Origin of the sequence: Achromobacter sp. B7, from assembly GCF_003600685.1 — a bacterium.
Classification (GTDB): Bacteria; Pseudomonadota; Gammaproteobacteria; order Burkholderiales; family Burkholderiaceae_B; genus Achromobacter; species Achromobacter spanius_B.
Map to the genome: position 1 here is coordinate 2497596 of NZ_CP032084.1, position 14415 is coordinate 2512010.

The following is a 14415-nucleotide window of genomic DNA, read 5'->3' on the forward strand; positions in this document are numbered from 1 at the left end:
TTCTCCTTGGTGTCTGATCAGCCGGCGTTGCCGGAAGTGCTTGCCGAATGTGCGGCAGCCGATTGCGAGCTTGCGGAATCCGAACGAACCGGATCCGGGCCAGCCGAACCAACCGCAGCCGCCCGCGCCTTCACCGCCGCGTCCAAAAACTTCTTCACGCCTTCCCACGATTCCTGGTCGGCGCGTGCGTTGTCTTTTGGATTCCCGCCGCTGGTGCTGATCTTGCCCGACACGGGGTGGGCGTAGACAAGCTGGGTGGTGGGCACGTACGGGAACAGGATCGAGTGGCCGCCGTTTTCGTAGTCGAGCCATTCGACGGGGTAGGGGTGTTTCACTTCAACGAGCTTGTCCTGCACCATCTTCGAGTACAGGCTGGACGGCCACGAGCCATCGTCGGTGCCGGACAGCAGCATGACCGGGCCTTCGATGTCTTCCACGCGAATGCGGGCGCGGGCGACGGCGTCGGGGTCTTGCAGTGCGGTCAGGATGGCTTTTTCGTGACGATGCGGCGACGGGCCTTCGTCAAACGGCGCCCACGTGGCGGTGCGGTTGTTTTCCCAGACGTGGGGGATGGGCTTGCCGCCCAGCAGCCAGGTCGGGCCTTCGCGGCCGATCTTGGGGTCGCAGGCGTTCTGGCCGCTGTGGACGACGGCGCCGGGTACGTAGGCGACGACGGCGGACACTTCCTTGGGAAAGGTTGCGCCCAGCAACAGCACGAGTTCACCGCCGCGCGATTGGCCGCTGATGGCGACGAAGTCGTGCTTGGGCTGAACCTTTTTGCGCAGCCAGCGCAGGCCGGTCTGGAAGTATTCCAGCGGGGTGTTCGAGATATAGTCGGACAGGCCCGGCGCTTTGAAGTACGCCAGCGCAAAGGCGGCGTAGCCGCGCGATGCGTATAGCGCCGCGCGCGGTTCGTTGATGCCGCCGCCCGAGCCGTTCAGGATCATGACGGCGGGGTGCGAACCGGGCTTGCTGCCTGCCGGCAGGTACAGCGTGCCGACCAAGCCTTCTTCGCGGACCTCGTGGCGGGTAACGCCGTCCAGCGCCAAGCGTTGTGTGAACGTGGCCTGGGCCTGCATGTCGGCCACAGCGCCGGCTACAACGCCGGCATCAGCACCGCCTTCAGCACCGCGTTCAACCGCACCCACACGCGCAACCACATCGGTAACCAAAGCATCGGTCACCGGGTGGTTGAAGTGTTCGCGGCTGGGCGAGTCCACGGGGGCTTGCGACCAGATCAGGCCCATCGGCGACAAACCGGTGTAGTCGCCCGAGACGGGCGCGTCGCGGGTCAGGTCGACCACGCCGTCTTCGCCCGCCGTGTAGGCGGCCTGGGCTTGCCACAGCACGCCGTTGCGGCGGGTGCGCGCGGTGAGATGCACCGTTTGGCCGGGTGCCACGTTTTCCACCCGGATCTGGCGCGGCACGTCGATCAAGGCGTCCGCGGGGGTGATGGTCAGGGTCGGCGCCATGGCTTATTTACCGGCCGCGGCGGCGGGTTCTTTGGTGACCATCATGGCGGCCGTGCGGTCGCTGGTCATCGGCGTCACCTTCAAGCCCTTCTTGGTGGCCCAGATGTTCTTGTAGTGGAACAGCGGGATGATGCCGACGTCGTCGGACACCAGCTTGACCGAGTCGCGCAGGATGGCTTCACGCTTGGCCACATCGAATTCCGACGTGGACTGTTCCAGCGCGGCGTCTACCTTGGGGTTGGTGTAGTGGCCCCAGTTGGACGCGCCCAGGCCCTTCTTGGCGTCGACGGTGGCCAGGATGTTGACCAGCGCGTAGCTGGCTTCACCCGTGCCGTTGCCCCACGCCAGCATGCTGACGGCGAATTCGTTCTTGTTGGCGCGGCCCGAGTACACGGCCCATGGCACCACTTCCACTTGGGTCTTGACGCCGACGCGGGTCCAGAACTGCGCCACGGCTTGGGCGGTTTCCGGGCCTTGCGGGTAGCGGTCGTTGGGCACGTGCATGGTCAGCTTGAAGCCGTCGGGAAAGCCCGCTTCGGCCAGCAGCTTCTTGGCTTGCGCGACGTCGTTGGGGATGTCTTTGACGTCGGGGTTGTAGCCGAAGGTGCCCTTGGGCATCCACTGGTTGGCTTCGGTGGCCGCGCCTTGCAGGATGCGGTCCGAAATGGCCTTGCGGTTGATGGCCAGGTTCAGCGCCTGACGCACGCGCAGGTCCAGCAGCGGGTTCTTGTCCAGCGGCTTGCCGTTGTTGTCGGTGATGTACTGGTTGGGCGCGGGGTTGAAGCTGGGTTGCAGGATCATGACGCGCAGGCCGTCGTACGGGTACACCGCGATGTTCGGGGCCTTTTGCAGCTTGGCCAGGTCCGACACCGACACCTTGTCGATCACGTCCACGTCACCGGCCAACAGGGCGGCGGTGCGCGAGGCGGCGTTGTTGATGTAGCGGTAGTTGACCTTGTCCCACGTGGCCTTCTCGCCCCAGTAGCCGTCGTTGCGTTCCATGATGACGCGGTCGCCGGGGGTGTAGGACACGAACTTGTACGGGCCGGTGCCAACCATGGCCTTGCCCGAGTTGTAGTCTTCGGTGGTGGACTTTTCACCGACGTGCTTGCTGACGACGTGCACGGATGCCAGGTTCAGCGGCAGGTCGGGGTTGGGCGCTTTGGTCTTGACGATAAGGGTCAGCGGGTCCTTGGCGGTCATCGTGTCGATGGTGCGCAGGTAGCCGGCGTACGTTGCCACGCTGCCCGGCACGGCGCGCGCGCGGGTGTAGGAATAGATCAGGTCGTCGGCGGTAAACGGCGTGCCGTCTTGCCACTTGACGCCTTCACGCAGCTTGAATTCCCAGGTGGTGGGGTCCAGCGGTTTCCAGCTGACGGCCAGGCCGGGTTGCAGCTTGTTCCACTTGTTCTCGATCAGCAGGTCCCAGAAGTGCAGGGCCACCGAGCGGTCGCCGGCGTGGTTGTTCAGCTGCGGGTCCAGGGACGACAGCGGGTCGGCGAAACCGATCGACAGGTTGTCGGCGGACGCGGCGGCAGAGGAGCCGAGGATGGCGGCGGTCAGGGTCGAAAGAATCAAGCGTTTCATGTTCGGGGTCCTTGGTAGGGGGGGAACGAGTTAAGTGTTCCGAAGGCTGCGTTGTCATTAGCGCCACTGAAGGAATTCAGGACAATGCGGCCAATTAGGTTCAGGCCATGTCGTTCAAATGACAGGCGCTTAAATGGTTGATGGCGATTCCCTTCAACGTGGGAACTTCGGTCTTGCAGCGCGGCATCGCATGCGGACATCGCGGATGAAAATGGCAGCCGCCGGGCGGGTTCAGCGGGCTGGGAATCTCGCCTTTGATCGCGGTAAAGATCTTGTGGCGGGACTTCAGGCTGGGAATTTCCGCCAGCAGCGCTTGCGTGTACGGGTGGTTGGGGCGCTGGAACACTTCGTCCACCGTGGCCGTTTCCACGACGCGGCCCAGGTACATGATGACGACGCGGTCAGACAGGTGTTCCACCACGCCCAGGTCATGGCTGATGAACAGATACGTCAGGTTCAGTTCTTCGCGCAGGTCCATGAACAGGTTCAGGATCTGGGCTTGAATGGACACGTCCAGCGCGGCCACGGCTTCGTCGCACACCAGCATGGACGGCTGCACGGCTAGCGCGCGGGCGATGCCGATGCGCTGGCGCTGGCCGCCGCTGAATTGGTGCGGATAGCGTTGGCGCAGGGCAGGGTCGAGCCCCGCACGTTCCAGTTGGGCGCTGACGTAGTCGTCAAAGCCCGCGTTGTCGACCAGGCCGTGGATGCGGGCCGCTTCGCCCACGATCTCGTCCACGCGCAGGCGCGGGTTGAGGCTGGCGTAGGGGTCCTGGAAAATCATCTGCACGGTCAGGCGCGCGGCGTGGGCGGCGGCCGAGTTCATGTCGGACGGGCGCACGCCGTTGATGCGGACTTCACCGCCAGACGGCGTCAACAAGCCGGCGGCGATGCGGCCCAGCGTGGATTTGCCGCAACCGGATTCACCAACCAGGCCGACGACTTCGCCGGGGTTCACGATCAGGTCCACGTTGTCGACCGCGCGCGTGATGGCGGGCGGCTTGGACAAGCCCAGCTTTTGCATGGCGCGGCCGGCTGCGCCGACCTTTTTTTCGCCAAAGCGCTTGCTGACTTGAGAAAGGTCAATCAGCGGCGTGGGGGCGGCGGATACAGTCATGCCGTCACCTCGTTGTGGATCTGGATAGTCGGATGGAAGCAGCGCACATCGTGTTCGGGCAGGGCTTGCGTGATGCCGGGTTGCTGGCCACAGGCGGCGGTGGCGCGCGAGCAGCGCGCCGAAAATGCGCAGCCGGCGGGCAGGTGCAGCAGGTTGGGCGTCATGCCGGGAATCTGGCGCAGGCGCTGGCCGCGTTGGTTATTGCTGGGCAGGCTGTCGATCAGGCCGACGGTGTAGGGGTGCTGCGGGCGGTCAAGCACGTCGTCGACCTTGCCATGTTCAACGATGCGGCCGGCGTACATCACGGCCACGTCATCGGCCAAGCCTGCCACGACCGACAGATCATGCGTAATCCAGATCAGGCTGGTGCCGTGCTGCTGCGCGAGCTTCTGCACTTCAGACAGAATCTGCGCCTGGATGGTGACGTCCAGCGCGGTGGTGGGTTCGTCGGCAATGATCAGGTCAGGGCGGTGCAGCATGGCGATGGCAATGGCCACGCGCTGGCGCATGCCGCCGGACAGTTGGTGCGGGTAGGCCAGCAAGCGTTCTTCGGGGCTGGGGATGCCCATCATGCCCAGCGTGTCGCGGGCCAGCGTGCGGGCTTGTGCCTTGCTCATCTTGTTATGCGCGCGCACGGTTTCGATCATCTGCACATCCACCCGCAAGACGGGGTTCAGCGTCATCATCGGATCTTGGAAGATCATGGCGATGCGGTTGCCTTGCAACTTGCGCAGTTCACGCGGGGCCAGCTTGGTCAGGTCGCGGCCCTGGAACAGGATTTCTCCGCCGACGATGCGGCCCGGCGCGTCGACCAGACCCATGATGGAAAAGCCCGTCACGGATTTGCCCGAGCCGGATTCACCGACCAGGCCCAGGATCTTGCCGCGCTCCAGCGTGAACGATACGCCGTCCACGGCGGGCAGCACGCCCGCGCGGGTATGAAAGTGCGTGCGCAGGTTGCGCACTTCAAGCGTGGCCGGCGCGCCAGCGAAAGCGGTGCGGTCGGTCATTTGTGAGTCCTTGGGTTCAGCACGTCGCGCAGGCGGTCGCCCACCAGATTGATGGCGACGATGGTGATCAGCAGCGCGATGCCGGGGTAGAAGCTGATCCAGTATTCGCCGGACAGCATGTATTGAAAGCCGTTGGAAATCAGCAGGCCCAGCGACGGTTCGGTCACCGGCACGCCCAGGCCCAGAAAGCTCAAGGTGGCCTCCAGTGTGATGGCGCGCGCGATCTGCAAGGTGCCAATCACAATCAGCGGCGGCAGGCAGTTGGGCAGGATGTGCTTCAACATGATCCGCCAGTTGGGAATGTCCAGGCAGCGGGCGGCTTCGACGTATTCACGGCGGCGTTCCACCAGGGCCTGGCCGCGCGCGGTGCGGGCGTAATAGGCCCATTCCAGAATCACCAGCGTCAGCACCACGTTGCCCACGCCCTTGCCCAGGTAGGCCAGGATCATCATGGCCACCAGGATGGACGGGAACGACAGAATCAGGTCGACCAGCCGCATGATGAAGGCATCAACCTTGCCGCCCGCGTAGGCGGCAAGCAGGCCCAGCAGCGTGCCGACGATGCCGGCGATAACGGCCGAGCCCACGCCCACCATCAAGCTGATGCGCAGGCCGTACAGAATGCCGGACAGCAAGTCGCGGCCCTGGCCGTCGGTGCCCAGCCAGTAGTGGAAGGTGTCCAGGCCGTTCATGGAGCCCGGCGGCATGCGGGAATCCAGCACGTCGATTTGCAGCAGGTCGTACGGGTTCTGCGGCGAGATCCACGGCGCGAAGATGGCGGCCAGGATCAGCAGGGTGGCCACGGCCAGGCCGAATACCGCCGTCTTGGACGACAGGAATTCGGTCAGGTTGCGGCGCCAGGGCGATTCGCGGCGTAGGGCCGGAACCTTGTCAGGGGTTGCAGTGGTGCTCATGCCGAGCCCTCCAGCCGTACCCGGGGGTCCAGCACTTTATAAAGAATGTCGACGATCAGGTTCAGCGTAACGAACAGGCACACCACCACGATCAGGTAGGCGACGATGACGGGGCGGTCCAGCGCGTTCAGGCTGTCCAGGATCAGCTTGCCGGCGCCGGGCCACGAGAAAATGCTTTCCGTGATGACGGCGAACGCAATCGTCGAACCCAGCTCCAGGCCCAGCACCGTCACCAGCGGGATCATCGTGTTGCGCAGCACGTGTACACAGACCACGCGAAACGGCGACAAGCCCTTGGCACGCGCGAACTTCACGAAGTCCAGCGGAATCACGTCGCGCACGCCGGCGCGGGTTAGGCGGATGACAAGCGAAATCTTGAACAGCGACAGGTTCAGCGCGGGCAAGATCAAGTGGCGCCAGCCGTCGGCGGTGAGCCACGACCACTGAAAGCCCAGGAATTCCACCGTCTGCCCCCGGCCGCTGGCGGGCAGCCAGCCGAGTGACACGCTGAACGTCATGATGAGCATCAGCGCCACCCAGAAGGTGGGCAGCGAGAAGCCGACGATGCTGCCGGCCATGATCATTTTGGAAAAGCGGCTGTCGGGGTACAGGCCGGCAATCAAGCCCAGCGGCAGGCCGATGATGACGGCCAGCAGCAGCGCGCTGATCGCCAGTTCCAGCGTGGCGGGCAGGCGCTGGATCACCAGTTCAATCGCGGGGATGTTGTAGACGAAGCTGTTGCCCAGGTTGCCATGCAGCGCCCCGTTCAGAAAGCCCAGGTATTGCTGCCACAGCGGCTTGTCCAGGCCCAGTTCCGCGATGATGCGGGCGCGGTCCACCTGGTCTACGTCCTGGCCGATCAGGATGTCCACGGGGTTGCCGATGGCGTGCAGGCCCACGAAGACGATCAGCGTCATCAGCAACACCACCACCGCCGCTTGCGCGACACGGCGTATCAACCAACCGGTCATTGCGTGGTCTCCGCTTGCGAGGCCGGGGTGGCGATTGCCGCGGGCGGCCGGGCCGGCGTCCATTCATCGCCGAACACTTCCGGTTCGGAAAACGCTTCCATGTTGGCGTAGTACGTTTCGACGTCTTCGCGGTAGAACAGGCCGGCGATGCCTTGCGCCAGGCGCTTGGCGCCGTCGCTGATGGCGGGGATGTCGCCCGAGACCGTGCCTTGGGTCAGCGCGGCGGGGTAGGAAAAGCAGTGCACGCGGTCCAGGCCCGGGCAGGCGCCGGGCACTTTTTCTTGCAATTCAAAGACGGCGCCCAGGTCGGGGGAGTCATGCAGTTCCTGGTCTTCTTCGCCGGGGGGCGGGGTGAACCGGTCGCCCCAGTTGCGCACGTGGGGCGCCAGCGGGGCGAATTCCGGGCGCACGGTCCAGTCGATACGAAAGCCTGTCGAGAAGATCAGGAAGTCCAGCACGAACACGCCCTTGGGCGTGGTGACGTGGATGTCGTCGCCGACCAAGGCCAGGTCTTGCACGCCACAGCCCAGGTTGAAGCGGGCGTTCGGGAAGCGCGACACGCGCAAGGTGCTGCCGCGCGGGGGCGGCACTTGCGCGGCGTTGATGTAGTGGCGGATCTTCCACTTCCATTCGTCGGGCAGGGTCAGGTGGCCGTGGGTCAGGCCGGGGTTGCCCGCGCCTTTGCCCTTGTTCACGCGCGGGATGTCGTTGCGGCGGATCAGCAGGTCGACGCTGGCGGCGCCGGCTTCCAGCGCCGTGCCTGCGCTGTCCATGGCGGACGCGCCCGCGCCCACGACGCCGACGCGCTTGCCGGCCAGCGTGGCGTAGTCCATCACGTCGGACGAATGCGCCCAGCGGTCGCGCGGCAGTTTCTTGGCAAAGTCAGGCACATAGGCGCCGCCCAGGCCGTCGCGGCCGGTGGCCAGCACCACGCGGCGGGCCAGCACGGTGCTGCGCCCGGCGGGCGATTCGATGTCCAGTTGCACCAGGCGGTCGGCGCGGGGTTGCACGGACAGCACGCGATGCTTGTTGCGCACGTCCAGGTTCAGCACGCGGCGATACCAGCGCAGGTAGTCCATCCATTGCAGGCGCGGAATCTTGTCCAGCGCGTCCCATTCGGCGGTGCCGAATTGCGCTTCGAACCAGGCGCGGAACGTCAGCGCGGGCAAGCCCAGCGCGGGGCCGGTCAGCTGCTTGGGACTACGCAGCGTTTCCATGCGGGCGGTGGTGGCCCACGGGCCTTCGTAGCCTTCGGGCGCCTGGTCGAAGATGGGCGCGGTGATGCCCAGGTGCGTCAACGACGCGGCCGCGGCCAGGCCGGCCATGCCGCCGCCGATGACGACAACGTCCAGTACCTGTTGTCCATCAACCAGACGGGGCGCAACCCAGTTCTTGGCGGGAATTTCCAGCCAGGACAGGTCTTGCCGCAGACGCGCTTCCAGCGCATCCAGGCCTTGCGGCGGGGTGGCAATGGGCAGATTCATAGTGTGGGGGTGTCCAAAACAGGGGCGTCATCACCGTAGATCGACTGCAACAGCGCCGCGTGTTCGCAGGCGTCGTGCAGCACAAAACCGGGCAGCAGGGCGGCGGCGGCTTCGGCCAGGGCGTCGGCCATGGCCTGGCAGGCGGGCGTCAACGGTTGCGATTGCGGTTGCGATTGCGGGGTGATGACCCCGAAGAAAAAAGGAATGTCCAGGTCGATGGGGCGGATCGCCACGCCCGGCATCGGGACGCCGTAAGCGGTGATCGGTTCCAGCACCGACACGCCCAGCCCGGCGCGCACGACGGCCAGGGCGTTGACGGACGAATTGGTTTCGATGGTGCCCGGCGCATTGCCGTCCGGCGCCAGCGCGGCGTCCAGGCGGCGACGCAGCCGGTACGGGTTGGCCATGGTGATCAGGCGGCGGCCGGCTAGAAGATGAACGGGCACCACGTCGTGCGCGGCCAGCGGATCGTCGTCGCGCAGTGCCACGACGCAGGGGGCTTGGGCAATCCAATGCACCGTCAAGCCGCGATGCTCCAGCGGCAAGCTGGTGGCGCCCAGTTGCGCGGCGCCGGTCAGCACCGCGTGCACCACGCGTTCGGGCGAGGCGCTGCGCACTTGCACGCGCGTGGCGCCGGTTTGGGATTCGATGCGCTTGAGCGCGTCGGGCAGCAGGCCAGCGGCCAGCGCCGACGTTGCCGCCAGCAGCAGCGGCTTGGCTTGGCCCCGCGCAATTTCTTCGGCGCGGCTGCGAATCTGCTGCAAGCCGGCCAGCGCGCGTTCTACGTCGTCATACAGCAGAAAGCCCTGTTCGGTAGGCGTGACGCGCGGTCCGCTGCGGTTGAACAGGGCATAGCCGATCTCAGCTTCCAGCTCTTGCAACAGGCGGCTGATGGCCGGCTGCGAGCGCCCAAGCAGGCGCCCGGCAGCGGTGACGCTACCTGTAGACATGACGGCCGCGAAGGCCTCGAGTTGGCGAAGTTCCATCTGTGTTGCTTTATGCTCAGGGCGAATTCTTGCCCGGCAAGTATGCGCGCAGCAAATAGTTAAAAGGCATAAGCAAATTCCCTAATAGGGGATTTCCTTATGCTTTTTCATAACTCCGCGTTATTTCAAGGGCTTAGGGACGGAGCGAATGCGCGGGTGTGGCGGGAAAGTCCGTCAAATTGAAACATCCATAGGCCATCCACTTGGATGGTTTTAAGATTCCGTCCATGCCTCCTCGCCCTCCAAGCCTCGCTTCCGCCCCTAAGCCTTCGGACGAAAAGATCACGATCAACCTCGGTTATGTCGACCTGGGGCAGATCGATCTTCTGGTCCAGGAAGGCTTCTACGCCAACCGTACCGACCTGATCCGCACCGCAATCCGCAACCAGCTTGCCGCCCATGGCGACGCGGTGCGGCAGGCGGTCAGTCGAAAAACCTTGGTGCTGGGCATTCAGCACTACACGGCCGACGACTTGCTGGCGGTGCAGGCTGCGGGCCAGATGTTGCAGATCCGAATCCTGGGGCTGGCGACCATCGCGCCCGACGTCACGCCCGAATTGGCGCTTGCCACGATTGAATCCGTGACGGTGCTGGGCGCGTTGCACGCCAGCCCCGCAGTCAAGGCCGCCCTGCGTCAGCGCATCCGCTGACACGTTATTGCCGCTTTAAAGGTCACTCCATGCATCCAGATTTTCAGCAGTTGATGAGCCACGCCACGCGCCTTACCCGGTCCGGCAACCTGGCCGCGGCCACCGCCGCCATCCAGGCCGCCTTGATGGGCGCGTCGCCCACGGCGGCATCTGCTTCGCCGCGCTATGACGAGGCCGATGTCATTGATGTCGAGGCGCGTGAGGTTCCTGCGTCGACGGTAAGCGCTGCCGCGTCGTCTGACTCCGGCTCCCATTCCACCCCCGCGCCGTCCCGGGCTCGGGACGACGACGTCGGGCAAAACCCCCACACCCCCGCCACGCCCCGGGCGCCCGGCGAATCTTCGGCCACGCCGGGTGATTACTTCACGGCCGGCTCGTTTCGCAATAGCGCCGGCCAGCGGGCCTACAAGCTGTATGTGCCGCCCGGTGCAAACGGGCAAGCTCGGCCGCTGGTTGTGATGCTGCACGGCTGCACGCAGGATGCCGACGACTTTGCCGCCGGCACCGCGATGAATGAGGCCGCGCGCAAGCAAGGTTTCTATGTGCTGTATCCGGTGCAGCCGCGCGAGACCAATCCGCAAAAGTGCTGGAACTGGTTCAAGCACAATCACCAGCAGGCTGGCAAAGGCGAGCCGTCGATCTTGGCCGACATGACGCGCCACGTCATCGCCGAATATGGCATCGACCCGCGCCGTGTGTACGTGGCGGGTTTGTCAGCAGGCGGCGCGATGGCCGCGATTTTGGCCAACACCTATCCGCAGCTGTATGCAGCCGCCGGCGTGCATTCCGGCCTGGCGGCGGGCGCGGCCACGGATCTGCCGTCGGCCTTGTCCGCCATGAAGGGGATCGGCGTGCGCCCCGGCGCGGCGTCCGGCACGCCGGTGCCGACGATTGTCTTTCACGGCGACCGCGACGCCACCGTGCATCCGAGCAATGGCGATGCGGTCGTGGCCGCCAGCGCCGGGGCGAATGCCCAGGTCCAAAGCCAGCGTGTGGCGGGCGCTAACCGGGGGCGCGACAGCACCAAGCGCGTATATATGGACGCATCGGGCAAGGTGGTGGCGGAATATTGGGTGGTGCACGGCGCGGGCCATGCCTGGGCAGGCGGGTCGCCCAAGGGCTCGTACACGGATGCTTCTGGCCCGGATGCCACGCAAGAGATGCTGCGGTTTTTCTTCCAGCATCCGTTGGCGACGAAGCAGTAAGGGAATAAGGACCCAGGCACTGCGGGCCGTCATTCCTTTCTTCGTCATTCCTTGCTATCCGGTCGCGGCCTTCCAACCGAGGAAGGCCGCGACCGTGCCCACACGGATGAGGCTGAACCATCAGCGCGCGCGATCAAACCAGCGTCACCTTCCCACTGGCCAAGTCGTACACGCCGCCCGCCACCATCAGCTTCTTTTGCTCGACCATGCTTTTCAACACCGGCTGCGCGCTCTGTAATCGCTGGACGGCCAAGCGGACGTTTTCAGCGATGGCGGCGGCCAGCAGGTTTTTCGGTTCGCCCTTGCTGGCGCGTTCAACGGCGGGCTTGATGGCGTTGACCAGTTCGGGCAGATGGCCGGGCAGCTCGGCGTTTTCTTTCAGCACCTTTACCGTGGCATCCACCGCGCCGCAATTGTTATGGCCCAGCACCACGATCAGCGGCACGTTCAGAAACTTGGCGGCATATTCAAAACTGGCCAAGCCATCGTCATTGACGAAGTTTCCCGCCACGCGAACGATGAATACATCGCCCGGGTTCTGGTCAAAGGCCAATTCCGGCGCCACCCGGGAATCCGAACAACTGAGTATCGCGGCAATCGGTTTCTGCGTTTTGACGCGAGCCGCCCGGCCCGCTGAAAAGTCCCGCATATTGGGTTTGTTGGCCGCATACCGGGCGTTGCCGGCCAGCAGTCGTTTCAACGCCTCTTCGCCACCAATGTCATTCGACGGGACTTCGGCATAGGCGGTTTCCGCCCAGCCCGTCGCGCCAAAAGCCGCCAGACCCGCCGCGCCCAACAGCAGGCGGCGGCGGGGGTTGTCCAGCGTGGAAGCAGTCAGGCAATCAGCACAGTCGCACATAGGTTTCTCCCAAAGGACAAATGTCCAGAGAATTCGTGCGCAATCATTGTGCGGCGATAACTGTGTTCTGACGCGGTAACCCGTGTGGACTTAACAATTGTTTTGGCTGGCCGGCGCTTGACCTTGCCAGCGTGGGCATCTTTAGGCTGGGGGTCCTGGTTTGAATGTTCCAAGACCACCCAATAAGGCGGGCCCTATGCCAAAAATCACCGTTCTTCCCCATCCCGATCTTGCTCCCGCCGGCGCAGAGCTGGACGTTCCCGCGGGAACGTCGCTTTGCGACGCGCTGCTGGACCACGGAATAGCCATTGAACACGCGTGCGAACAAAGCCGCGCCTGCACGACATGCCACTGCATCGTGCGCAGCGGTTTCGATGCGCTGAATGAAGTGGAAGAGGGCGAAGAAGACCTGCTGGACCGCGCCTGGGGAGTCGAGCCGCAGTCACGTCTAAGCTGCCAGGCCATCGTCGGCGATGAGGACGTGACGGTCGACATCCCCAAGTACACGGTCAACCATGCGAAGGAAAATCACTGAAGCCAGACGCGGCGCTGCCCGCCGATAGCTCGCCAGCCGAGCGAGGGTTCCCCCCTATTGAAGGGCTTGTTTTCGATCCCTTACATCGGTGTTACGACTCCAACGATAGGATTTAGATATTCGAAACTAGGAGTCCATCATGAATAACGAGAAGCCGACACCCGAACCAAATAAGCGTCGCTGGCCTTTCGGCTATGGGGACGAATCCAATCAGCTGGAGACGTCATGGACTGTTCGGTAGAAGGAAAGGTGGCATTCGCGGACGGCCATTCGTACCATTTCGCCACGGTGGACGCCGCGCTGGCATTTGCCGAATGCGTGAAAAGCTCGCAGCAGCCCGGTCAATGCGCGGCAGCCAATGGCTGTACGCAGACGGTAAAGCTGGAAGATGTGGCGGCAGCGGAAGAGCAGGAGCAGCGCGAAGACCGCTGATCAGCGGCCGGTTTCAGTCGCGCCCCGCTGGGTCATTGCACCCGGGGGCGCGACGTCGTTTGCGTTACCCCGTTTGCGTTACCCCGTTTAGGTCACTCCCTTTACGTCACGCCGTTTGCGACGCCTCTGCGTTAGCCGGACGCACGCTGCCGGGTTTGCCGTAATACCAGTAGGCACAAAGAAAACCGGCAAGCATCCCCGGCAGGCCACCCACAAATAACGGAAACACCATGTCGCGCACGGCGGCGTCGCGGCCGGAGAACGGCAGGAATGCACCCATTCCAAAGACCAGGCCGACCAGCGCTATCTTGCCCAAGGCTTTCCAGTTTGATTGCACCGGCCGTAGCGCGCCGGCCACGATGCCGCACAGCAGCGCGGGAATGACGCCAAACAGATAAAACCAGGGCAGGCCAAAGACCATGATCATCAGGTTTTGGGGCGTTTGCGACAGCACGCTGAGAACCAGCGTGACGGCGATGCCGCCAATGGCGGGCGCGATGAACGCAAACATCAAGCCGCCCGCGAAAATATCGCTGCGTATGCGGTGGCCGGTGTCATCCGGGCTGCGTCGGGCCACCCGATAAACCACGGATGCCACGGTGGCCAATAGCAAAATGGCGGCGGTGATGATCAATTTCATGGCGCCATTCTGGCATAAACCATAGCTTGCGCCGGCACGCGTTAATGCCGGTAGACTGCTTGCTTTCGCGTCCCGTTTTAATGGGGCAACGAACCGGCGCCGGCCCATGCGGGTGGCCAGGCGCCAATATCAAGGGGGCATCAACGCTGTGAAAATAAAAAAACTGATTGAAGAACGCCGTCTGGGCGAACGCGTCGCCGTCAGCGAACGCGACGACCCGACCCACGCCGATACGCTGGCCGCGCTGGACCAGCTGGACGGCGCGCAATACAGTTCCATCGCCTTCGTGACGGAAGACGACACCGTCATGGCGATCGGGGGCGGCGATGGCGCGTTTGTCGTGTCCATCACGCTGGATGACGACGCGCGCATCTATACGCTGGTCGACCCGTCGCGGTCCGAAGACCACGACCAGGAAGTGGTGGTGGGCGGGCAGGCGGGCAGCTACCAGCAATACCAATGCGTGGACCGCGACATGGCGAGGGCGGCGCTGCTGCATTTCCACCAGGAAGGCGCGCCGTCACCAGACTTGCAATGGGTTAGCGAGTAGGGC

The 14415-nt window shown here is 64.3% G+C and carries 15 protein-coding genes; 5 read left to right on the forward strand and 10 right to left on the reverse strand.

Translation table 11 applies throughout. The features are described from left to right. Positions 1 to 17: 17 nt before the first annotated feature. The 8 genes from DVB37_RS11245 to DVB37_RS11280 form a co-directional block, all read right to left on the reverse strand. Positions 18 to 1472, reverse strand: coding sequence for an acyl-CoA thioesterase/bile acid-CoA:amino acid N-acyltransferase family protein (locus DVB37_RS11245; RefSeq protein ID WP_120155139.1), 1455 nt, complete (start codon positions 1470 to 1472; stop codon positions 18 to 20). A gap of 3 nt (positions 1473 to 1475) precedes the next feature. Further along, entirely contained in the window at positions 1476 to 3059 is a 1584-nt protein-coding gene (locus DVB37_RS11250; RefSeq protein WP_120155141.1) for an ABC transporter substrate-binding protein, read from the reverse strand. Positions 3060 to 3159: 100 nt separating this feature from the next. Continuing rightward, on the reverse strand, positions 3160 to 4176 hold the full coding sequence (locus DVB37_RS11255) for an ABC transporter ATP-binding protein (RefSeq protein ID WP_120155143.1): 1017 nt from the start codon (positions 4174 to 4176) through the stop codon (positions 3160 to 3162). After that, positions 4173 to 5186: an ABC transporter ATP-binding protein gene (locus tag DVB37_RS11260; RefSeq protein ID WP_120155145.1), complete on the reverse strand. Its 1014-nt coding sequence runs from the start codon at positions 5184 to 5186 to the stop codon at positions 4173 to 4175. Before DVB37_RS11260 ends, DVB37_RS11255 begins: the two co-directional genes overlap by 4 nt. Beyond that, positions 5183 to 6100: an ABC transporter permease gene (locus DVB37_RS11265; RefSeq protein WP_104143709.1), complete on the reverse strand. Its 918-nt coding sequence runs from the start codon at positions 6098 to 6100 to the stop codon at positions 5183 to 5185. The genes DVB37_RS11260 and DVB37_RS11265 overlap by 4 nt, the downstream gene beginning before the upstream one ends. Next, entirely contained in the window at positions 6097 to 7071 is a 975-nt protein-coding gene (locus tag DVB37_RS11270) for an ABC transporter permease (protein WP_120155148.1), read from the reverse strand. Before DVB37_RS11270 ends, DVB37_RS11265 begins: the two co-directional genes overlap by 4 nt. Then, complete coding sequence (locus tag DVB37_RS11275; RefSeq protein ID WP_120155150.1) at positions 7068 to 8555, reverse strand: NAD(P)/FAD-dependent oxidoreductase; 1488 nt, start codon at positions 8553 to 8555, stop codon at positions 7068 to 7070. The genes DVB37_RS11270 and DVB37_RS11275 overlap by 4 nt, the downstream gene beginning before the upstream one ends. Further along, the gene (locus tag DVB37_RS11280) at positions 8552 to 9541 is read right to left on the reverse strand and encodes a LysR family transcriptional regulator (protein ID WP_120155152.1); all 990 of its coding nucleotides are present in this window, start codon (positions 9539 to 9541) and stop codon (positions 8552 to 8554) included. The genes DVB37_RS11275 and DVB37_RS11280 overlap by 4 nt, the downstream gene beginning before the upstream one ends. Before the next feature lie 227 nt (positions 9542 to 9768). Between DVB37_RS11280 and DVB37_RS11285 the strand changes: the two genes are divergently transcribed. Together DVB37_RS11285 and DVB37_RS11290 are read left to right on the forward strand one after the other, a co-directional pair. Beyond that, positions 9769 to 10191, forward strand: coding sequence for a CopG family transcriptional regulator (locus DVB37_RS11285; protein ID WP_046805916.1), 423 nt, complete (start codon positions 9769 to 9771; stop codon positions 10189 to 10191). A 29-nt stretch (positions 10192 to 10220) separates the two neighbouring features. Further along, a complete protein-coding gene (locus DVB37_RS11290) occupies positions 10221 to 11396 on the forward strand; it encodes a PHB depolymerase family esterase (RefSeq protein WP_120155154.1) in 1176 nt (391 codons plus the stop codon). Positions 11397 to 11529: 133 nt separating this feature from the next. Here the strand turns inward: DVB37_RS11290 and DVB37_RS11295 are convergent, their stop codons facing one another. Further along, the gene (locus DVB37_RS11295; protein ID WP_120155156.1) at positions 11530 to 12255 is read right to left on the reverse strand and encodes a carbonic anhydrase; all 726 of its coding nucleotides are present in this window, start codon (positions 12253 to 12255) and stop codon (positions 11530 to 11532) included. A gap of 196 nt (positions 12256 to 12451) precedes the next feature. Between DVB37_RS11295 and fdx the strand changes: the two genes are divergently transcribed. Together fdx and DVB37_RS11305 are read left to right on the forward strand one after the other, a co-directional pair. Beyond that, positions 12452 to 12790, forward strand: a complete 339-nt coding sequence (fdx, locus tag DVB37_RS11300; RefSeq protein WP_046805852.1) for an ISC system 2Fe-2S type ferredoxin — start codon at positions 12452 to 12454, stop codon at positions 12788 to 12790. Between the two features lie 225 nt (positions 12791 to 13015). Next, entirely contained in the window at positions 13016 to 13222 is a 207-nt protein-coding gene (locus DVB37_RS11305) for a hypothetical protein (RefSeq protein WP_046805853.1), read from the forward strand. Between the two features lie 106 nt (positions 13223 to 13328). Here DVB37_RS11305 and DVB37_RS11310 read toward each other — a convergent pair whose 3' ends face one another. Beyond that, entirely contained in the window at positions 13329 to 13862 is a 534-nt protein-coding gene (locus tag DVB37_RS11310; protein ID WP_120155159.1) for a hypothetical protein, read from the reverse strand. A 148-nt stretch (positions 13863 to 14010) separates the two neighbouring features. Here DVB37_RS11310 and DVB37_RS11315 point away from each other — a divergent pair, with 148 nt between their 5' ends. Next, complete coding sequence (locus tag DVB37_RS11315; RefSeq protein WP_120157454.1) at positions 14011 to 14412, forward strand: Imm1 family immunity protein; 402 nt, start codon at positions 14011 to 14013, stop codon at positions 14410 to 14412. Positions 14413 to 14415 lie beyond the last annotated feature (3 nt).